The organism is Ekhidna sp. (assembly GCF_039960695.1).
Lineage (GTDB): Bacteria > Bacteroidota > Bacteroidia > Cytophagales > Cyclobacteriaceae > Ekhidna.
The window spans coordinates 73087-94105 of sequence record NZ_JBDVKP010000004.1; the positions used below are offsets into that span (position 1 = coordinate 73087).

Annotated in this window: 18 protein-coding genes; 3 read left to right on the plus strand and 15 right to left on the minus strand. The window is 38.7% G+C overall.

The annotated features are described in order from the left end of the window. Positions 1-5: 5 nt before the first annotated feature. A complete protein-coding gene (metG, locus tag ABJG98_RS01120) occupies positions 6-2060 on the plus strand; it encodes a methionine--tRNA ligase (RefSeq protein WP_348277610.1) in 2055 nt (684 codons plus the stop codon). A gap of 60 nt (positions 2061-2120) precedes the next feature. Here the strand turns inward: metG and ABJG98_RS01125 are convergent, their stop codons facing one another. Further along, positions 2121-3392 carry an alginate export family protein gene (locus ABJG98_RS01125; protein WP_348277611.1) on the minus strand — a complete coding sequence of 424 codons (1272 nt, stop codon included), beginning with the start codon at positions 3390-3392 and terminating at the stop codon, positions 2121-2123. Between the two features lie 227 nt (positions 3393-3619). Between ABJG98_RS01125 and ABJG98_RS01130 the strand changes: the two genes are divergently transcribed. Further along, positions 3620-5797 carry a methyl-accepting chemotaxis protein gene (locus ABJG98_RS01130; protein WP_348277612.1) on the plus strand — a complete coding sequence of 726 codons (2178 nt, stop codon included), beginning with the start codon at positions 3620-3622 and terminating at the stop codon, positions 5795-5797. Positions 5798-5804: 7 nt separating this feature from the next. Here the strand turns inward: ABJG98_RS01130 and ABJG98_RS01135 are convergent, their stop codons facing one another. The 14 genes from ABJG98_RS01135 to apaG form a co-directional block, all read right to left on the minus strand. Beyond that, complete coding sequence (locus ABJG98_RS01135) at positions 5805-6455, minus strand: DUF6048 family protein (RefSeq protein WP_348277613.1); 651 nt, start codon at positions 6453-6455, stop codon at positions 5805-5807. Further along, on the minus strand, positions 6424-7119 hold the full coding sequence (locus ABJG98_RS01140) for a hypothetical protein (protein ID WP_348277614.1): 696 nt from the start codon (positions 7117-7119) through the stop codon (positions 6424-6426). Before ABJG98_RS01140 ends, ABJG98_RS01135 begins: the two co-directional genes overlap by 32 nt. A gap of 13 nt (positions 7120-7132) precedes the next feature. Then, positions 7133-9604, minus strand: coding sequence for a primosomal protein N' (priA, locus tag ABJG98_RS01145; RefSeq protein WP_348277615.1), 2472 nt, complete (start codon positions 9602-9604; stop codon positions 7133-7135). Positions 9605-9695: 91 nt separating this feature from the next. Continuing rightward, positions 9696-12248: a two-component regulator propeller domain-containing protein gene (locus ABJG98_RS01150; protein ID WP_348277616.1), complete on the minus strand. Its 2553-nt coding sequence runs from the start codon at positions 12246-12248 to the stop codon at positions 9696-9698. A gap of 59 nt (positions 12249-12307) precedes the next feature. After that, on the minus strand, positions 12308-12715 hold the full coding sequence (locus ABJG98_RS01155) for a response regulator (protein ID WP_348277617.1): 408 nt from the start codon (positions 12713-12715) through the stop codon (positions 12308-12310). Between the two features lie 94 nt (positions 12716-12809). Beyond that, on the minus strand, positions 12810-14828 hold the full coding sequence (locus ABJG98_RS01160; RefSeq protein WP_348277618.1) for a thioredoxin domain-containing protein: 2019 nt from the start codon (positions 14826-14828) through the stop codon (positions 12810-12812). Between the two features lie 56 nt (positions 14829-14884). Continuing rightward, positions 14885-15838 carry a GSCFA domain-containing protein gene (locus tag ABJG98_RS01165; protein ID WP_348277619.1) on the minus strand — a complete coding sequence of 318 codons (954 nt, stop codon included), beginning with the start codon at positions 15836-15838 and terminating at the stop codon, positions 14885-14887. Between the two features lie 32 nt (positions 15839-15870). Further along, positions 15871-16806: an endonuclease/exonuclease/phosphatase family protein gene (locus ABJG98_RS01170; protein ID WP_348277620.1), complete on the minus strand. Its 936-nt coding sequence runs from the start codon at positions 16804-16806 to the stop codon at positions 15871-15873. A gap of 70 nt (positions 16807-16876) precedes the next feature. Next, complete coding sequence (gene rplI / locus ABJG98_RS01175) at positions 16877-17320, minus strand: 50S ribosomal protein L9 (RefSeq protein ID WP_348277621.1); 444 nt, start codon at positions 17318-17320, stop codon at positions 16877-16879. Positions 17321-17328: 8 nt separating this feature from the next. After that, positions 17329-17580, minus strand: a complete 252-nt coding sequence (rpsR, locus tag ABJG98_RS01180) for a 30S ribosomal protein S18 (RefSeq protein ID WP_348277622.1) — start codon at positions 17578-17580, stop codon at positions 17329-17331. Then, positions 17577-17942 (minus strand): 30S ribosomal protein S6, encoded by a 366-nt coding sequence (gene rpsF, locus ABJG98_RS01185; RefSeq protein ID WP_348277623.1) that lies wholly within the window; start codon positions 17940-17942, stop codon positions 17577-17579. Before rpsF ends, rpsR begins: the two co-directional genes overlap by 4 nt. Positions 17943-18136: 194 nt before the next feature. Beyond that, positions 18137-19069 (minus strand): chromosome segregation protein SMC, encoded by a 933-nt coding sequence (locus tag ABJG98_RS01190; protein WP_348277624.1) that lies wholly within the window; start codon positions 19067-19069, stop codon positions 18137-18139. A gap of 42 nt (positions 19070-19111) precedes the next feature. After that, positions 19112-19885, minus strand: a complete 774-nt coding sequence (locus tag ABJG98_RS01195) for a class I SAM-dependent methyltransferase (RefSeq protein WP_348277625.1) — start codon at positions 19883-19885, stop codon at positions 19112-19114. A gap of 4 nt (positions 19886-19889) precedes the next feature. Next, positions 19890-20276 carry a Co2+/Mg2+ efflux protein ApaG gene (gene apaG, locus ABJG98_RS01200; RefSeq protein ID WP_348277626.1) on the minus strand — a complete coding sequence of 129 codons (387 nt, stop codon included), beginning with the start codon at positions 20274-20276 and terminating at the stop codon, positions 19890-19892. Between the two features lie 66 nt (positions 20277-20342). On the opposite strand from apaG, the gene ABJG98_RS01205 reads away from it, so the two are divergent. Then, positions 20343-21005 carry a uracil-DNA glycosylase gene (locus tag ABJG98_RS01205; RefSeq protein WP_348277627.1) on the plus strand — a complete coding sequence of 221 codons (663 nt, stop codon included), beginning with the start codon at positions 20343-20345 and terminating at the stop codon, positions 21003-21005. Positions 21006-21019 lie beyond the last annotated feature (14 nt).

The following is a 21019-nucleotide window of genomic DNA, read 5'->3' on the forward strand; positions in this document are numbered from 1 at the left end:
AATTTATGACAAAGCAATACAAAAGACATACTATAACCGCAGCTCTTCCTTATGCAAATGGTCCAGTTCATATTGGCCACCTGGCAGGTGTATACGTACCGGCAGATATTTATGCACGATATTTGAGAAGTAAAGGAGAAGACATAGCATTTGTTTGTGGCTCAGATGAGCATGGAGTTGCAATCGAGTTACGTGCTCGAAAAGAAGGTAAATCTCCACAAGAGGTGGTGGATTTCTACCATAATCAAATTAAAGACTCCTTTGAGAAATTTGGTATCAGCTTTGATATTTATCATCGCACCTCATCCAAACTTCACCATGAAACTGCATCTGAATTTTTCCAGCAAATGGAGGCTGATGGGAAGTTTACAGTGGAAATTTCTGAGCAATTTTATGATGAGAGCGAACAACAATTTTTAGCTGATAGATACATTAAAGGAACATGTCCTACATGTAGCTTCCCAGAAGCTTATGGTGATCAATGTGAAAATTGTGGGTCAACACTTAGTCCTATTGAACTGAAAGACCCTAAATCCATGCTGAGTGGAGAAGTCCCGGTGATGAAAGAAACAAAACATTGGTACTTGCCACTTGATCAGTATGAGCCATGGCTAAACGAATGGTTGCTGGAAGGACATAAAGAATGGAAACCCAATGTATACGGACAATGCAAGAGTTGGATAGATAATGGCTTGCGTCCCCGGCCGATGACTCGCGACTTAAAATGGGGAATACCTGTGCCTGTAGCAGGTGGAGAAGGAAAAGTGCTATACGTTTGGTTTGATGCTCCGATTGGATATATCTCAGCAACCAAACAATGGGCACAAGATACTGGCAAAAATTGGGAGGATTATTGGAAGTCTGAGGATACCCGATTATTGCACTTTATAGGTAAGGACAATATTGTATTTCACTGCATCATATTTCCAACACTTTTAAAGGCTGAAGGATCGTACGTTCTACCTGACAATGTCCCAGCAAATGAATTTTTAAACCTGGAAAGCAACAAAATTTCTACCTCCAGAAATTGGGCAGTTTGGTTGCATGAGTATCTGGAAGAGTTTCCAGATAAACAAGATGTGCTGAGATATACACTAACTGCAAATGCTCCTGAGACAAAGGACAATGACTTCACCTGGAAGGATTTTCAGACAAGAAATAACAGCGAACTGGTTGCCATCTTTGGAAACTTCGTGAATAGGGCAATTGTACTTACGCATAAATACTTTGACGGCAAAGTACCAGCGAAAAATGAATTACGTCCCATAGATGAGGAGGTGATTAAAGCAGTAAGCGAAGCTCCGGCTAAAATTGAAACATCTATTGATCGATTCAAATTTAGAGAAGCACTGGCTCAGATGATGGAATTGGCTCGTATTGGAAATAAGTATCTGGCAGAAACAGAACCATGGAAGCTAATCAAAGAGGATCAAAGTAGAGTTGAGACCATCTTAAATATTGCACTTCAGATAAGCGCTAACCTGGCGATAGTGTGTGAACCATTTCTTCCACATACTTCTAATAAGCTAATTAAGATACTAAACACACAGAAGAGACCATGGTCAGATGCGGGCGAAATGGATTACCTACCAGACAATCATCAACTTAACGAAGCATCATTGCTGTTTGAGAAAATAGAGGATAAAGAGATAGAATTCCAGGTCAATAAACTTTTGGAAACTAAGAAAATGAACGAACAAGAAAATAATGTAACGGATTTGCCAGCTTTGAAGGATGAAATAGTCTTTGATGATTTCATGAAGATGGACTTGCGTGTGGGTGAGATCAAGACTGCAGAGAAAGTAGAGAAATCAAATAAGCTTTTGAAGTTTACAGTTGATATGGGATTGGAGACACGTACCATTTTGAGCGGTGTAGCAAAGCACTTCAACCCCGAAGAGATGGTAGGAAAAAAAGTAACAGTAATGGCAAATCTTGCTCCGCGTAAGATTATGGGAGTAGAATCTCAGGGGATGCTCTTGTTTGCCGAGAATGCAGACGGGAAGCTAGTAGCAGTGAGTCCTGGAAAGGATGCGCAGAATGGGGCGAGTATAGCCTAATAACTATTAATTTGATTTTAAAAGGCTTCTTCACATGAGCAGCCTTTTTTCCGATATTGTCTACTTACTAAAGAAAGTCGGTGTATAAGAGAGTTGCAGATACGCAAAATGGGCTAGTTCACCCTCATCACCTCTTTGCTTAAGGATTCGCATACTTTCCGTAGCGAAGAAGTGAGTGTACCCAAGATTCAATGCCAGATTATTATAAGGATTATAATTGATGAAGGTGTCAATCTCGTAGCCTAAATGTTTATCATCTGTTATTGTACTGGTTTCTGTATCAAAGATGCTTTCACGCGTGGCAAACGAATGAATGTGTGCTGCGGTGCTCCATTTACTGGATACTTTGTAGTCAAATTTTAAATAATAGTCCGCAAGGCCACCTGGCACAACAAATCCAGCAGCATAAAACATATCCTGAACACCATAATACCTGTGTCTTCTTGCATAAAGAGGAATGAAGGTATTCGTTTCATTAAACGTAGGATTTTGAAGGTTTTCAGCGCTAGTACCAGACAAAATATCAAAACCACCGGTAATAGATAATTTCTGATTGACAGGTACTTCCAACTGTAAGGCCACTGTACTCGCAGCTATTTTTTGATTATTCTGATCGTCTCCACTTTGGAGGTAAAAACTACCTGTAAACTTCATGTCACCAAACTTTTGAATGCCAAATAACCCGATGGTTTTGAAGTGGTTAATAGATGTATCTGCTAGCTGCTGTCCCAGGTCCAGAAAGAGAAATGATAGTTCTGTAGAAGAGAATTTCTTATTTATCCAGACCATTCCCATGTTTTTGTAATAATTATTTACTGTATAAGCAGTCTGGAATAGTTCCTCTTGCTCTTGGTTTACACCTCCTGCCAGGTGAATTTGAAAGCTGGAATCCGCACTTTGCCACTGTAGCAGTGCAGCGTCATGTGAGCGAGCCTGCAATCGCCAGGTACTATTACTCAGAATCTTCAGATCATCATACTCAAACTCTTGCCTTCCAATCTTTAAACTCAGTCTGTCCATTAAATTGAACTTAAACCAAGCCTGATAAAGACTTACGGTTGATGCTGTTGTGTTAAGATCATATTGTCCCCACGTTCGAATGTCCTGAAAAGAAAGGAAAGATTCGATCTGATTTTTATCAGTATAAGAAGCATTAAGTCTGGTACGCTGAGTAATCAGAAAGACACCCTTTTCATTTGGTTCACTCAGTGTCTGATAGCCATCTCTAAATTCTGCTCTTGGTCTGAATTCTGCTCCAAGCTCGAATTGTCCGTGTCCTAAGTGTTGAATAAGTACCAGTAGGGCAATGGTTAGTAATGTCTTTTGAATCATAAATTGATTTTTCAATCCAGAATAGTATTTAGTAAAGCGACGCAGTGATATTAGGTTAAACCTAATGCCGCAAAAATAAGATGTTCTTTTAGTTCATTCGGAAATCTTTAAAGAAACTAGTCGGGTCTACAGTTTTAATTCATTGATCGACTTTTATGGTTCATATTGGCCCATTCAAGTATATTTAAATCCCTTTACTATCATCTACATCAAAACCTAACCTCTAAATGAACTTAAGGCTTAAGATCGCAATATTCATTGGTGGATTGTTACTGATCACAGTAACAATCATTAGCACTGTCACCGTACTCAGCATTCAGGCAAAAAGTGAAGAAGATATAGCAGCATTTCGAAAAGATGAGTTTCGAAAAGCAAGACTTAGACTGGAAAATGTCGTTGATATGGCATATGGAATAGTAACAGACGCTTACAATACCAGTGATGATCGTGATCAATCATTACAAGAAGCACTAAGAGTACTTTCTCAAATTCGTTTTGATGGAACTGAAGGATATTTCTGGATCACAGATATCGGACTGCCATATCCCACAATGGTGATGCATGCCGCAAAGCCTCAAAATCAAGGGAAAGTAATGAGTGATAAGAAATATAACGTAGTGCAAGGCAAGCCGGGAAAAAACCTTTATCAGGAAAGGGTAGAGCAATCTCTGGCACATGATACTGCTTTTGTGGATTATTATATGGTCAAGCCGGATGAGGATAAAGAGTATTCTAAGCTTTCCTATTCTAAACTCTTTAAGGAATTAGGTTGGGTTATTTCCTCGGGCATTTATACAGATTCTATAGATGAGGCGGTTCAATCAAAGAAAGATGAACTCTCTGATCAGCTAGCTGGCATAGTTTATAAAGTGATTGGAATATCCTTAATTCTATTGTTGCTAGGCTTATGGATAGGTTTCTATTTCAGCAACCAGTTAGTGGATGCCATTGTTGGTGTAAGAGATCGACTTATTTTGATGTCTAAAGGAAGAAAAGTCGAAAAAATTGACAGAGTCAGAAAAGATGAAATAGGGGACATGACTACTTCACTTAATCAACTAGTAGATAGCTCCATTACCTACACCAAATTCGCAATCGAAATTAGTAGAGGTAATCTTGAAGGAGATTTCGGCCTGTTTGATGAAGAAAACGTATTGGGTAGCCAGCTTGAAAGAATGAGACAAAATCTTAGACAAGTAGTTTCTGAAACTAACGAGGCATTACATCAAGCGAACGAACAGGGAAATTTAAACGCTCAGATATCAACAGACGAAAAAAGAGGAGTATGGAAAGAAATGGCAGAGTCTGTCAATAACCTTTTGCAATCCGTGGCACAACCAATTTTCTCTGTCAATAAGATAGTAAACGCTATGGCAGAAGGCGACCTTTCTCAAAGGTTGGAGAATAATAACAAAGGTGATATTCAATTGCTTACAGACAATCTGAATAAGGCACAGAGTCAGTTGAATGCACTACTTTCAGAAAGTGTATCCATTACAGCGAATGTAGAAGGGTCTGCATCTGAGATGCTTGTGACTGGTGAAGAGATGTCTAGAAGTACGGATGAGATCGCTTCAGCTACAAGCCAGATGAGCAGCGGAGCTCAGTCGCAGGTGCAAAAAGTTGATGAAGTCTCTCAGCTAATTGAAGGAGTTTTAAGCACGTCCAGCGGTATGCAGCAAAAGGCACGCGCCATCAACTCAGCAGCTAAGCAAGGCTCGGATAAAAGTCAAAAAGGTGGTGAAATGTTAAACGAACTGAAAGTCAATATTTCGGACATTCTTGAATACACGACTAAAAGTAGTGCGTCAATTGAAGTACTTAAGGGGAGATCAAATGAAATCAATCAGGTCCTTTCAGTCATTACAGAAATTGCTTCTCAAACTAATTTGCTGGCATTAAATGCTGCCATCGAGGCTGCACAAGCAGGTGATGCTGGACGAGGCTTTGCAGTGGTCGCGGAAGAAATAAGGAAGTTGGCGGAGGATTCAAGAAAGTCTGCTACCAGAATTGAGCAATTGATACTCGACGTTCAAAAAGATACGCAAGAAACTTCTAAGGCAATGAGTGAAATGAGTCAGCGTGTACAATCAGGCACTGCTGTTTCAAGCGCTGCATTAGAAATCTTTAATGAGATTACAGCGTCATCAAACCACACTTTGGTATTGTCTGAAGAGATAGTTTCTGCGACAGAAAATCAGCTGACCAAAATTCAAGATGTTGTTGTGATAATTGAAGGCGTAGTTGTAATTGCTGAGCAAACAGCAGCTGGAACAGAGGAGGTTGCGAGCTCAGCAGTGGAGCTGGCTTCAGGAATGGAAAACTATAAAACCAAGTCCACTAATCTATCGGAGATTGCGTCAGGCCTGAAAAACGAACTTTCAAAGTTCATTCTTAAAACATGATCATCATTTAAAAAGTCAACTTCAAAAAGAAATTTGCCGCCGGGATGGATTTATCAAACGCTCGTCCATATCCAGGGATGGCGTAAACATCTACCGGTGACTGTTCATCATAATTTGCCAATACCCTGAGGCGAATATTAAGCCCTATGGTGAAAAGATCAGATAGTTTTTGATCTGAATAAACCACGACTTCATACCAAGTAGCTTTCAGGTCTTCTCTCACTAGGTTTTGTACAAAGTTGCCTTGTGTGCCGCTAGGACTTTCAATGAAAATACGACCGTCTTCGGAAAAAGTAGATGAAGCATATCTTAAGGTTAATCCAATCTTACTTTTTGCTAGAAACTGGCTGTAATAACCCGCACCGATCCTGTAGTAAAACCCCCTGCTTTCATAGGTTCCATTTGAGTAGGCACCCTCCGGTGATAGCGTTGCTTGTCCCACTTCCACAATTAGTGGGAATTTTTCTAAAAATAAAAGTTCTATGCCTCCTTCATACTTTGTCTCAAAGTTGGAAGGAATGGTTACCAATTTTCCATAGTCAAGATAAAGTGAAGGGGAGATCGTTCGCTTAAACACTACAGAATCTGCTTCAGTTTGAGCAAAGCAGCTAGCTGAAAGAATCAGGCTAAAAATAAAAAGTAAATGTTGCTTCGCCATCTATGCAGTTTTCTTCGCAGTTTATTAAGGAATCGTAGGGTTCGTTCACGACCCTGATGTTTTCAGCACGAATTAACACGTTTCGTTGCTCACCCACTTCTTGAAAATTATCATAAGCCAACTCAATTATTTCAGCTTCGCCAGCAATTGTGACTTCATATTGTGTGAAGGCGCCTTCATAAGAAAGTGGGATGCTCCAGATAATGGCACTGTCTTGGTAAGTCAATGTGCTACTGGCTCCTAATATTTCTATTTGATCAACAAGTAATAATCCTGAGTTGATTATGGTTTTTGTTGCATTGAATATGCCACTAATTGAATCAGCATCTTTGTTAATTGTAGCGAAAAGAGCTGAATCGGTTTGACGTTCATTGATCCACTGTTCGAGGTTCATTTGCTCGCTGTTTAAATCACCCCCATTTGCAATGGAGTCATTTACAGATTGTAGACTATCTCTCAATATATCAAGAGAGTCTACATTAGCTGAAAACGAAGAATCATTAAATGCAAAAACAGAAAGACTATCATCTATGGAGTTTATGCTATCCTGATTGATGAATATAAACGACACTGTCGGCTCAAAAGCCACCGAATCACAGTCATCACATGGATCGCATGCGACAATTAATAGAAAGAAAGTAAGGATGCCTAGAATGTTTTTCACTCGGTTTTCGCTGCTATATTGGATCTACGTCAAATACCACGCCAACACTTTTGAATGCAGGCATTTGCTTCATCATTTGCTCAACAGATCTCAGATATTCTTTTATAGCCGGCAAGTTAATGCCTTGCTTTTCAATTTTCAATGTGATTTCGTGCAAGTACATGTTTCTGATTTTACCAATCAGTGGCTCAACAGGACCAATCATGCGTTGATTGCCAAGGTTTTTACGAATATCAGCAGCGAAAAAATTAGCAGCCTGGAAAGAAACTGTTTTCTCGCGATGCTTGAAAGTGATATTAATAAGCCGTACAAATGGGGGATAATGAAAGCGCTCCCGCTCCAAAATTTCCCATTGAAAGAATGCTTGGTAATTATCATTTCTAGCTCGTTGCAATAGCTCCTGATCTGGATCATTGGTTTGTACGACCACTTTGCCATTTTTTGACTTTCTACCTGCTCGTCCGCTTACTTGTGTGATGAGGTGATAGGCTCTTTCATGGGATCTAAAATCTGGGAAATGGATCATTCGGTCAGTATCAAAAATGCCTACCAGGTTTACTCGATCAAAATCTAGTCCTTTGCTTACCATCTGTGTTCCTACCAGGATGTCAATTTCTCCATCTTCAAATGATTCGATTATTCTTTGATACCCATATTTACTTCGGGTCGTATCAAGATCCATACGCTGAATGAGCGCCTGCGGGAAGAGCAGCTTCAATTCTTCTTCGAGTTCTTCTGTTCCAAATCCTACATTGCGGAGTTCATTGCTGCCGCAATGAAGGCAATCACTATACATGCTTTGGTTGTAGCCGCAATAGTGGCAAACGAGCTTATGGTTATACTGATGATAGGTAAGGCTAACTGCACAGTTGGGGCACTTCGGAATAGTGCTGCAGTTATCACATGTGATGTAAGAAGCATATCCTCTTCTGTTCTGAAACAGAATAACTTGTTCTTTCTTATCGAGTGATTCCTGGATGGCTCCCACTAAAACTGAGGTAAAATTTCCCTTGAGCTTTCGCTGTTTACGCTCACGGCTTACATTCGCAAACTCCATGGTAGGATTGTAAGCCGAGCCATACCTGGAGGTTAGCTCAACCAAACCATATTTCTCATCCAGTGCATTTTGATAAGTCTCTAGAGAGGGCGTGGCTGTTCCTAACAAAACATTGGCTTGGTGAATGGTAGAAAGGTAGATCGCTGAGTCTCTTGCGTGGTAGCGGGGAGCAGGCTCAAATTGTTTGTAGGACGGTTCATGTTCCTCATCAACGATTATTAATCCCAGATCAGAAAAAGGAAGAAATACCGCACTTCGAACTCCCACAACAAATAGGTATTCCTTGGTTAGTACTTTTTGCCAAACCTCCACGCGCTCGTTATCTGAATATCTGGAGTGGTAGACTCCGAATGAATTATCAAATATTCGATGCAAGCGCGCAATGATCTGTGTAGTCAGTGCTATTTCAGGTAAGAGGTATAAGACCTGTTTGCCTTGACCTACTTGCTCTTTTATCAACTCAATGAAAACCTCAGTTTTCCCGCTTCCAGTAACTCCGTGAAGTAATACTGTATTCTGATTTCGAAACGTATCTTTAATAAGTCTTCTACAATGCTCTTGTTCCTGGCTGAGTTTTATTTCACCATAAATGTCTGATATGCTTGCGGGAAGTCTTGAAACTACTTCCTCCCATTCGGTCAGAATCTCATTTTTAATCAGGGTTTTAAGTGAAGAAGGACTTAGTTCTTCCGTGAGCAACTGTGATTTTAAAATTCCATTGGCATTGGTTTCCGGAGTGTCCAAGACGGGAACATTTCGCAGGTAAGCAAGTAGTATATCTTGCTGCTTACTTTTTGATTCTAATTCATTGATCAACCCCTCAAGCATACCTTCTTTTAAAAAAGCGTCAGCTATCCGAACTCGTCTGACTTTTTTAGGTTGATACTTGTCTTTTACCTTTTCGAACAGATCAATCAAGCCTCTTTCAGATAGTTTTTTTAAAACACGTTGAGGTTGCTTTAATCCAAGAACCTCACTAACATCTTTCATGGTAAGGTCGTTACTTTTCAAGCTACGGAGTAGCTCCCATTCACGATCATCTACATCTGCAGCATCAGGGTCTATTTCTGGGTTGATACCAACAAATGATTCACTGGATAACTTAAGAGCTGCTGGCAAAGCAGCGTTTATTACCTCGCCAAGCGAGCATATATAGTAGCGTGCCATCCACTGAAAGAACTGCAATTGTCTTTCAGTGACAATAGGTTGTTCATCCAGCACATCCAGCAAGTCTTTAGGCTGGTATCCTGTAGGAGATTGATTATGAGTTTTTAATACAACTCCTGTGTAAATCTTCTTTTTTCCAAAGGACACAACTACTCGAGAACCTTGATATAGATTACTGTACTCTGACGGAATAGCGTAAGTGAATGTCCCTGGTAGTGGGAGAGGGAGGATAATTTCGCAATATTGGTTTCGATCATTCAATATGATTCGAAGCTACCATTTTCTATAAAAAACTTAATCTATTATCCATTTTTTGACCAAAATCGCATGAATAGTTGTTACGGGTAAGCGATTACTCATCTTTCAAAATGTCATTAATTGAGTAAATGACTTTATCTAATTCTTCGGTTGATTTCTTAAGAATCTTGATGATATTTTTATCTAAAATTTCGTCATTATTAATTTCAGCTATTTGAACGGCACTCATTATTTTGGTAAGAGGTCCTCTCAGGTGGTGAGCATTCATGTAAGCAGACTCTTCCAATTTTAGATTTTTGTCATTGAGTTGCTTAGTGCGCTCTTTCACCTTCTCTTCAAGTAGCTGATTCAATTCAGTAATTTCCTGTGTTCGTTCAGCTACTATTTTCTTTAATTTCCTTTGTATTCTGATAAGGTATAAATACCTAAAGAAGAAAATAATTCGAGCTAACACAGCAAGTAAGAAAATTGAAAGTACATAAAACCACCACCTCATATAAACCGGCTTTTTAATGCTAAAATTAAAACCTGAAATGGGTCCCCACTCATTTAAACTGAAGCGTGCCTGAATCTCGAATTGGTAATCTCCTGCCTTGAGGTTACTAAATGTTATTTTATTCGTTGCATCTGATTTTTCTATCCAGTTTCCTGAAATAGTATCGATTCTATACCGATAGTTTATCTTGTCTTCATCAATAAAGGAAAGGCAATTGAATGAAATTTGAAGATTGTTATTGTCGTATGTCAATGAATTATTTGTTAGTGAGCTTTCTGTGACTCCATTGCTTGTTTTTACTTCGGTTATATTGACTTTGAGATTGATGTTTTTTTCTAAATTATTGTCTGGGTTGTAAATCGAAACTCCTTTTTCGGTCCCTATCCACACCTGTCCATTCGAATCTTCAAAAAGCGCATTCCGATTTATTTCGTTTCCCGAGAGCCCTTGATTCATATCGAACAATTGAAGGGTGTTTCCATTGTATAGATACACGCCATGGTCACCACCAATCCATAGCTGATTATTCTTATCAACGAGCAAGCCATAGGCTGGGGAATTAATGGCAACCTCTTTCCAATTTTTAATTTCCCCATCTTGAATAATGCCCAAACCGTCCCTGGTTGCGAGAATAGTATCTTCATTATAAAGGACACCTTGATACACGCTACTTAGATCATAATTAGTTGAATTATAGTGGGTAAACGAACTTCCGTCATAAAGATATATGCCGTTTGAATTGGACAAAAATGCCAGACGATCTCCTACGCGGCTGATGTTTCGAATACCTCTGTGATTATTAATTTTATTGAGATTGTTATTTTCCAGTTTATAAATCCCATGATCACCAGCGGCATAAATGGTCTTGTTGTATGATTTAACTGCAGTAATTCTTAGTTTTTCTCCAGAGTAAACTTGGGAAGGTTCTTCATATTTACCTCTGTCATAGACGAGCAAACCGGCATCATTAGTAGCCATATAAAGGCGGTTATTTACCTCATCCTCTTCAATGGATAAAATCCTATAGGTAAGTTTTTTGTCAATGTTATAGCTGTATTGATCTATGCCATTATTTTTCAGAATGTTAAAATGATATGGATTAGAAAGTACAATAGTTCCATCTGAAAGTTGATCTACAGCGGTTACTTCATCACTGGCCAGACCGGAGGATTTGTTATAGCTGAGGAATTGAAGAACGTTGAATTTAAAAAGACCTCTTGAATCGCTAACCCAAATATTATTTTCAGCATCACAATAAATACTGGTGCTTCCAATATTCACGTTTTCGCCGTTTATCAGAAGATTTTGCCATGATTTATTTTCACGATTAATCATTCGTGCTGGCGTGCTCGACCCAAAAAATACATTTCCATTTTGATCGACAACAAGACTGCTTTGGTTTGTCAAAGATGAACTTAGCAGACCAATATCATTCAATAAAAAGGTGACTTTGTTATTTGTGATCTCTCCATACCAGTTGTATCCAAGGAGATGTAGAATGCCATTTTTGTAATGGTAGGTAAGAATTGTTTTTGTTGGTAACTCTGAGTAGGGAAGGTTGAAGAGTTTCAGTGTTTTGTCTTTCAATTCCCACAAACCAGATGAAGTGCTGATGACGCGTTTTTCACCAATTAGATGAATACTATTAATGGAAAAATTGCTGGTTTCTATTTTAGTCCATTTATTTCGTAGAAGATCGTAGACATGCAATTCATTTTGTCCGCCTATGATTACCTGGTAAGTAGTTCCCGTTTTAAATACATTAAATGCAATGTGATCTTCAAAATTATTGGGCTTAAATGGTACATCTATCTTGACCCATTTGTTGGTGTAATATTGAATGGTAAAGTTGGTCTTATTTAATCCAGCCACCCAAATAGTACTATCCGCGATCACAATTTTGGAGTTATAGGACGTAGGAAGTCCGAGAGAATCTGGGAATGAATACCAGCTATTTGCGTCGTAGTAGGCTGGGCCCAGTTTAGTTACAAACCACATCATTCCAGACGAATGTTGTGCAATATCGAATACACTATTGCTTGGCATACCATCAACTGTCATGTATTGTCTGGAAGGAAAATGTTGTGAAGCAATTGGAATGACTATTGCCACAATTAAGAATGTAGTCAGATGGAATTTGAGTTTTTTCAACTATATAAATATATACCGAATGGGAGTTTTATTAGGCGGAAAAGGTTTCTACTGTATAATTAGTTGACAAACCGGTCCTTTATTTCTTTAATCATTTCTAGTGATAGCGGTTTACTATAGAAATCTGAAATTGTAGATAAACTTGATGCTTTTTCTTTGTCCGAAGGATTAATTGAAGATGAGAGTATAATGATCTTTGCCCCAAGCGATCTATTGGACAATTTCTCAAATTGCTCTACAAATTCCCAGCCATCCATGACGGGCATATTTAGGTCTAAAAGAATAAGCGATGGATTAAGGTTCCCTACAGATATTTCTTTTAAGGCATGCTCTGCTTGTGTTATTTCAGATATTTTAGCTCCTATGTTAGATTTTTCTATGATGATTTTATTTAAAAAATTTATCATCGGATCATCATCTATCAATAGAATATGCAACTCATCCTCCACAGCTCGATTGTTTATCAAAGCATTAAAATTTATCTCTACTCTAAATATACCTTCGCTGAATTTGAGCGAAGCATAAAATCGATGAGTGGGAAAAAAAGCTAGCTCAATGAAACTATTTGCCAGTTTTCTTAATTTGAGACAATGCTTCCGTTACTTCTGTTACTGGTTGCTTGCAAGATTTATTGTAACAGATATAAATCGTTGTCTCCCCATTTATAGCAGTTTTCATTTCAAATGGAGGCATCTCTGTTTCATTGAGAATGCCTGATATAATCTTATTGGGGATATATTTTTTGTTTATTTCATTGGCAAATTCTTTTGCTTTAGGCCCCACAATTATCACTTCAGCAAAGGTGTCTGACAGCTCCATAGCCAGCATTCCCCAATTGCTCATATATTCAGGTTCTTGAATGATAAGTTCTCTTGTCTGGGCTAGAATAGATTGACCTTTCTTGATTACTTCATCATCATATAAATGAGTTCCAAGATGCACCAGGTTCCAGGCCATGAGTGAGTTTGATGAAGGAATCACATTGTCGAAAAGCTCTTTCTTCCTCGCGATTAGATTAGAGCTTTCTGTGCTACTGAAGTAGTAAAGATTTTCACTTTCATCATAAAAGGCTTCTTCAGCTCGAGCCGTTAAAGTCTTAGCCATTTCCAAATAAGATCGATCCAATGTGGTCTCATAGTATTTAATGAAACCCTGTATAACGGCGGCATAATCTTCCATAAAGCCTTCCAATTCTTTATCTGGGAACCGATACAGCTTTCCATCTTTTATTAGACTTTTAAGGAACGTTGCGTTCGTATTTGCTAATTCTAAAATGGCGGAATCCTGGAGTGCTTGAAATGATTCCGTAAGGCCAGATAGAGCTAAACCATTCCATCCTGCTATGATTTTGTTATCCAAGCCGGGACGTATTCTGATTTCCCTCTGGGATAAAGCTGCTTTTTTGAAATCATTGATCTTGGAGTGGAATTCCTCGTGAGTAAGATTATACTTCAGCATCAAATCTTCTTCAGTTGTGACGACTCTTAACGCATTGGTTCCTTCCCAGTTTCCATCTGGTTTTACATCATAATATTCAGCGACTGGATTGACGTTACCACTAGTTAATTGAACTATTTCATCATAGGACCAAACATAAAATTTGCCTTCTACACCTTCGCTATCAGCATCCAGTGCGGAGTAGAATCCACCTGTCTTGTCAAGCATTTCCCGTTTCAACCATTCTATAGTTTCAAGAATGGTAACTTCAAATTTCGGATTTCCAGTAAGCTTGTATCCATTGGCATATAAGCTTAAAAGTTGACCATTGTCATAGAGCATTTTTTCAAAATGCGGCACATGCCACTCTTCATCAGTACTATAGCGGGCAAATCCTCCACCTACGTGATCATAGATTCCACCATTCGCTATCTTTTCTAAAGTAAATTCCAAATGATCCAGTGCCTCTTTATTCCCTGTTTGTTGTGCATATACTGCAAGATATTGCCACACTGAGGGCATTGGAAATTTGGGAGACTTTTTAATACCCCCGTCTATAGGATCAAATTTTCTTGCAAGATTTTCATAAGTAGTTTGAATTTCTTCTGCAGATAGCCTGAAAGCGGTTCCTTCAAGTTTGTATTTTTCTGATTCTTTTGCCTGAAGGTTTTTGGTGAATGCTTCAGCTGACTCATCAATTTTATCTCTATTCTTTTCAAACGCTTCTGCGACACTTGTTAATAGATTCACCCAACCTTCTTTTGGAAAATAGGTTCCTCCATAAAAGGGTTTTTGATCTGGAGTAAGGAATACGTTTAACGGCCAGCCACCTTGAAGGCCCATGGCTTGCACAGCGTCCATATACACTTGATCTACATCGGGACGTTCTTCTCTATCAACTTTAATGTTGATGAAGTTTTCGTTCATGATTTTGGCGACAGCAGTATCTTCAAATGATTCTTTCTCCATGACGTGGCACCAATGACAACTAGAGTAGCCAATGCTCACTAAAATTGGTTTATCTTCTTTTTTTGCCTGATCCAATGCTTTTTGCCCCCATTCTTGCCAGTTTACAGGGTTATGAGCGTGCTGCTGAAGATACGGGCTTGTTGAGCGGATAAGGTCATTCGTGTGTTCAAACATCTCATTTTGGCTTTTAGATTGACAGGCTAGCACAATAAAGGCAAGACATAAAATTCTCATTTGATCTGATTTTTCAATTGTTCCAATTCAACAGTGACATCCATTTTTCCATTCATACTTAATAGCTTTTTAAGTGTGCTTTTTAAAAACTTTTGATGAGGTTCAGATTTTGGCTGGAATGGCTTATGATTTAGCGCAGTTCTAATTTTTCCCCATTCGGAAAGAATCTTCTTTGTCTCTTGATCGAAATAACTATCACTAAACATATTCCAAATGTACTCGCTTGCTTCCTCCGAAGGATGGATCATATCAGATTGATAAAAACGATAATCTCTTAGTTCGTCAATGAGTATTTCATAGGAAGGAAAATAGCCTACATTATCATATAACTCCGTTAAAGTATGAACAGCATCCAATAAGATCGCCTTGCTTCTATTGTTTTCTATGAGCCCATCTCTTATGTGACGCACTGGACTAATCGTGAAAAGGATGTTTAGCTTCTGATTGATACCGGAAAGATGGGAGTGGAGTTCACTGAATTGGTCAATGATTTCTTTTTGATTTAGCAGTCTTTTTTTAAAACTGGTTGCTGGTACTTTATGGCAATTGGCCACTACTCCTGCATCAGAATGTACATAAACAAAGGATGTGCCCAAGGTGATAATCAACCATTTTGCGGATGAGAGGAAATTTTGCAATTCGATCTGCTTGTGCTCGAACGACTTTTCAACTTCTTTTTTGGAAAGTCCTGAAATGACTCCATGCGCATCCCAATGATAGCTCACACCCTGGCTTTCTGTGATTCGATTTGATGATACTTGACCACTAAGAAGTTTAACTATTGAATGTGGGTTATAAATAGTACCAAAAGGATTAGATAAGTGATTAAATTTATTCCTGCTCAAATGCTTACTCATTTCATCGGAGAAGCATGATCCAATTAGACAAATCGGGTCAGATAAGTCTATCTTTTTGAGAGATCGAGGGATATTAAATGGCAGCTTAAACAAAGTGAAACTCTTTTTCTGCTAAGTTAGATCAATTAGTCATCAGCTTTCAAACTCACCATTACTGGTCTGTGATCTGAGACCTCAGACAAGTAATCTGTCACACAATCATCCAACTTTACAGTGTAGGTACCAGTGAGATTATCGCAAAGTTCATTAGTGATAAGTATATGGTCAATGTGACTTGGGCAATAAGAGGCGCCTGTACATGGATAGCTGTAGTTATCTCCAGATCCATTGTAAATAGGAAGATCTACGAAGGCATAGTTTTGCGAGTCTAAAATAAAATTGGTAAAAGAAGAGCCCGTGTCAAAATCTTCATTCCAGTCACCCAATACAATTACCTTATCGGTTGAATAATTATCATCGATATAGGATCTAAGCTTGTTGCTTGCTGCAGTGCGTCTACTTTCAGATCCATCACAGCACTTTAAATGGATGTTTATAACTTTTACAGTTAATCCATTAATATGGGTGATGTCGATTTCTACCGGCTCACGGGGAAAGGGACTTGTTTCTCCTGAAAATAACTCGATTGGAGTGCTAACCTGATTTACCTCAGATGTTTTGTAAATGAAAGCCATTTCAATGCTACCTCGAACGTCAACAACTACCCCGTCATATCCATCAATGCTACTAACAAGTATGTTGAATGCATCTACATCGCTAATTTCTTGTAAGGCATACAAGTCGGCATTTAAATCAATAATGATACTTGCAACTTTTGAAGTGGATTCTTCATGCATGGGAAATCGCTCAATGTTCCAGGTCACCACTTCAAGTTCTTCTGTGGAAAAAGTAGGTGTGCACTGAAGTGTGCCTACATCATATTCTTTATCGCCACAAGGTCCAATAGTGATGGGTTCATCAACATCTTCTATTTCCTTTTGGACAGGGTCAGATGCATCACTTCCACATGCGATCATAAGAAGGCTTGTGCAAAGCATTAAAATTGAAATGGTGGATTTCATTTTATAAAGTTCACAAAAAAACCCTGAACCTTTCGGTGCAGGGCTTTATATATCTAAGAATTATAAATGCTTATTCAGCTACCACCTTCACTTGGATTGGGTGGTGCACTTCTTTGTGTAGGTCAAGTAGTGCAGTGTACTCACCCACTTCTTTGATTTTCTGCTCAAAAGAAATTCGTTTTCTATCAACTTCATGACCCTGTGCTGTTAATGCTTCGGCAACTTGAATTGGAGTGATAGCTCCAAAGATTTTACCACTCTCACCAGCTTTAGTTTTGATCTCCAAAGTCAATTCTCCAATTTTCTTAGCAATTCCTTCAGCATCTTTCTTCGCTTTTTCTGCTTTGTGAGCAGCCTGACGAATATTTTCGCTGATCATCTTTTTATTAGAATCACTAGCGATAATAGCCATACCTCTCGGAATTAGAAAGTTTCTGCCATATCCTGGCTTCACGACAACTGTATCGTTTTTGTAGCCAAGACCTTGTATATCTTCTCTTAGTATTACTTCCATGTCAGTACTTATTTAAGGGAATCTCCAACATATGGCATTAGCGCCAGGTGTCTCGATCTTTTGATCGCCTGAGACACTTTTCTCTGGTACTTTAAGCTTGTACCTGTAAGTCTTCGAGGAAGGATCTTACCTTGCTCGTTTACAAACTTGAGCAAGAAATCAGGATCTTTATAGTCGATGTACTTAATACCGTTCTTTTTGAATCGGCAGTACTTGTCCTTCTTCTGCTCTCTGTTTATTGGTTCGTTTTGTAATGTCATTTGGCTGCCTCCTTCTTAGTTTCTTTCTTCTTGTTGAATTCGCCTTTCTTTCTACGCTCGTTGTATACAACTGCGTGTTTGTCTAGTGAAGTAGTGAGAAATCTCATCACTGCTTCGTCTCTCCTGTATTCTGTCTCTAGTTTAGCTACTAGTTCAGGCTCTGATCGGAATTCAAACAGCTGATAAAACCCAGTGGTTTTGTGCTGAATAGGGTAGGCAAGTTTGCGTAATCCCCAGTTCTCTTCGTTAACGAGCTCTGCGCCGTTATCAGTTAGAACTTTCTTGAATTTTCCGACAGTATCCTTCATCTGAGCTTCAGACAAAACGGGAGTCAAAATGAATACCGTCTCGTAATTCTTCATAATTGTAAATAAATTAAGAACTAATGTTTAAAAATGAGGTGCAAAAGTAAGTAATAATCAAGAATAGACAATGGATAGCTAAAACTTATCTTTGTGTCGTGGGTATCTCGCTTGATCATCCCCGCTCATCCACTGAGCAATACACTTTATCACGTGCTTTGCTCCTTGAAGCTTACAACTTATTATTATAGGACTTATTTCACCATGAACGAACCCTTACCCATTAGGTAGTCATCTGTATAAACTTCCACTTTGTGTTGACCCACAGCATAGTCACTTCCTTTACTGTAAAGGAATGTCACTAGCTGGTTATTGCGATCATAAAGAATTTCTTGCTTAGCTGTAAAAAACAATTCACGATTCTCGAAGGTGAACGATCCTGACCCACGAGTCACGTCAAAAAGCACATTTCCATCTGGCGCAATTACTCGAAGCAACAGTTCTTTCCCTTCAATAGGAGCAATCTCGTTTTCAACTACGGTGAACTGAATTTTTAATTGATCAATGTGCCTGTTACGGTATTCTCCACCTTCTCTTTCCTTACCATTGTCATTAATCGCATTGATCTGAATGCCAGTTATTTGGAGTCTGGATGCATAAGCAACCTTGCTTGCTAGTTCTTTTTTGTTTTCCTCTAGTTCCTGGACAGTCTGATTCAATTGATCCTTTTCCACTTTTAGAGTTGTGTTTTCTTCAGAAAGTTGTTCATTCAAAATTTGTAATTGCTTGATCTCCTCATCTTTCAAAACAAGCAATTCTTTGTATCCATCGACACGATTATTGAGTTTGGTAATCCGTCCTCTTTGATACGTAGCATCCACTAATAGTTGTTTTTTATCGGCTTCTAGTTGTGCCTTGATAAATTCAAGAGTATCCACTTCTCCACCAAGTTCTTTGATTGTTTGAATACGGATGTCCAATTCATCGCCTATTGAATCTAGTTTGGCTTGTGTGACTAATATTTCCTGGAACTGCCTTTCTTTCTCATCCTCAAGCTGCTGATTTTGATAGTAAAAAAAGATAACTGCAGCTAGCAGCAGGAATGTAACCACAATGAAAATAGGAGTTCTGTTTTTCTTAGACTCCATATAGGATGGTTGATCTTCTGATGTGTTAGTCTCGTCCATGTGTTTGAATTATGCTCGCAAAAGTAGAAAAATGGTGAATCATTAAAAACGCAACGTAAAATGTTGTTTTGGCATATCCATATTTGGAAAAATAAGTCCAGCCTGAAATAGATCAATGGTTAAGGTAAAGGCATTCTTCTTAACCAAGTCATTCCAACCTTGAAACATATCATCCGACCAATAAATATCATGAACAATAATACATTTAATATGTGGACAATGGTTTATTAGATGATCTACACAAAGCTTAACAGCCTCAGCACGATGGTCTGCATCTATAAAGCAGATTTCAGGTTGTTCCTTTACGATTAGTGCTTCAAATTCTTCCTGAACTGTGCCGACTTTAATTTCTATTTTATGCTGTAGTAGTTTGGAGAATTGCTTTTTAGCAATTGATGCAATAATAGGAGAAGCCTCAATGGTGCTAACTTTTTTTACTCGTTCTGGGCCAGCCATATATAGACTGTTGATTCCCAATGAAGTCCCGGTTTCCATCACTCTGGTAACTTTTAGGTGATTGATAAGTAGGTATAGAAAAGCTGAAAACTTGGGCTTGCTTAAAGAAGTCTGGGCAATGGAGCGAATAGTTTTCCTGTAATTTTTTTTCTCTTTTAAGTCATATAGATCGATGATCTGATGATCTGCCTTAAGTTCTTTTCTGAGCTTCTCAACATTTTCTAACCTAAAGTCCAAAGACGTTTTGATAACCAGATTGTATAACTCAAATAAAAATGGAGAATGCAATGAGTGTAAGCCAACAGCCCTGAATCGATACTTCAGATAATGGCGCAACCTGAACAGGAAAAGCCTAATCAAGTGATTAATTTAGTTTGAATGGTACAACCATTAAAAACTCGGGAATCTCAACATTGAATAGACGCCCATCTAGTATTCGCTCCATGATGTAGTAACCGCCCATTTTGCCAATGCCAGATTTTAAATTGCAACCGGATACATACTGATGAATCTCTCCCGGTTCGAGTACAGGCTGTTTCCCAACCACACCATCACCATCTACTTCATGCTTGGGGTGCGCGGCATCAATTATGTCCCAATGTCGTGCCTTAAGTTGAACTGTATTGCTGGAATTGTTTTCAATAGTGATTCTGTATGTAAACACAAAGTGCTCATGTGCCGGTTGCGAATGCTCCGGTTGGTAGTTGGTTTCTACAGAAACCTTTATGCCTTTGGTTACTCCAGTAATCATATTCTAGACGGACAATTTAATAGAATTTCAATTTAATTTACCAACATCAGGATTAAGTAATTAAATATGGCCGTGAAAATCGAAGATAGCTGGAAGAAACAACTAGAAGCTGAATTTGAAAAGGACTATTTCAGGGAGCTTACTGCGTTTGTGAAAAGAGCGTATGAACAAAAGCGAATCTATCCACCTGGGTCATTGATTTTCAGTGCGTTTGATCATTGCCCGTTTGACGATTTGAAAGTAGTAATTGTAGGACAGGATCCATATCATGGTCCAGGGCAGGCCAATGGCTTGTGCTTCTCTGTTTCGGATGGTGTTCGTCATCCTCCATCGCTTCAGAATATTTTTAAGGAAATCCAAAGCGACATAGAAAAACCAATTCCACAATCGGGTAATCTGGAAAGATGGGCTGATCAAGGTGTTTTGCTTCTCAATGCGACACTAACCGTAGAAGCCTCTAAGGCCGGTTCGCATCAAAACAAAGGATGGGAAGCGTTTACTGATGCCGTACTTGAAGTCGTATCTAGAGAAAAAGAGAACGTTGTATTTGTTTTATGGGGGGCATATGCTCAAAAAAAGGGAGCCTTTATTGACGACAGTAAACACTTAATTTTAAAGTCACCACATCCTTCACCATTTTCTGCACATTCTGGTTTTTTCGGATCTAAACCATTTTCTAAAACCAACCAATACCTTACATCCAAGGGTCTTACATCTATAAATTGGTAATTTTACGTTAATAA

Coding starts and splice junctions, on each gene's coding strand:
- ABJG98_RS01160 (WP_348277618.1), bottom strand. CDS start 14,828: ATGTTTGAACACACGAATGACCTTATCCGCTCAACAAGCCCGTATCTT.
- rplI (WP_348277621.1), bottom strand. CDS start 17,320: ATGGAAGTAATACTAAGAGAAGATATACAAGGTCTTGGCTACAAAAAC.
- metG (WP_348277610.1), top strand. CDS start 6: ATGACAAAGCAATACAAAAGACATACTATAACCGCAGCTCTTCCTTAT.
- ABJG98_RS01125 (WP_348277611.1), bottom strand. CDS start 3,392: ATGATTCAAAAGACATTACTAACCATTGCCCTACTGGTACTTATTCAA.
- rpsR (WP_348277622.1), bottom strand. CDS start 17,580: ATGACATTACAAAACGAACCAATAAACAGAGAGCAGAAGAAGGACAAG.
- ABJG98_RS01190 (WP_348277624.1), bottom strand. CDS start 19,069: ATGGACGAGACTAACACATCAGAAGATCAACCATCCTATATGGAGTCT.
- ABJG98_RS01205 (WP_348277627.1), top strand. CDS start 20,343: ATGGCCGTGAAAATCGAAGATAGCTGGAAGAAACAACTAGAAGCTGAA.
- rpsF (WP_348277623.1), bottom strand. CDS start 17,942: ATGAAGAATTACGAGACGGTATTCATTTTGACTCCCGTTTTGTCTGAA.
- ABJG98_RS01130 (WP_348277612.1), top strand. CDS start 3,620: ATGAACTTAAGGCTTAAGATCGCAATATTCATTGGTGGATTGTTACTG.
- ABJG98_RS01170 (WP_348277620.1), bottom strand. CDS start 16,806: ATGAAATCCACCATTTCAATTTTAATGCTTTGCACAAGCCTTCTTATG.
- apaG (WP_348277626.1), bottom strand. CDS start 20,276: ATGATTACTGGAGTAACCAAAGGCATAAAGGTTTCTGTAGAAACCAAC.
- ABJG98_RS01135 (WP_348277613.1), bottom strand. CDS start 6,455: ATGGCGAAGCAACATTTACTTTTTATTTTTAGCCTGATTCTTTCAGCT.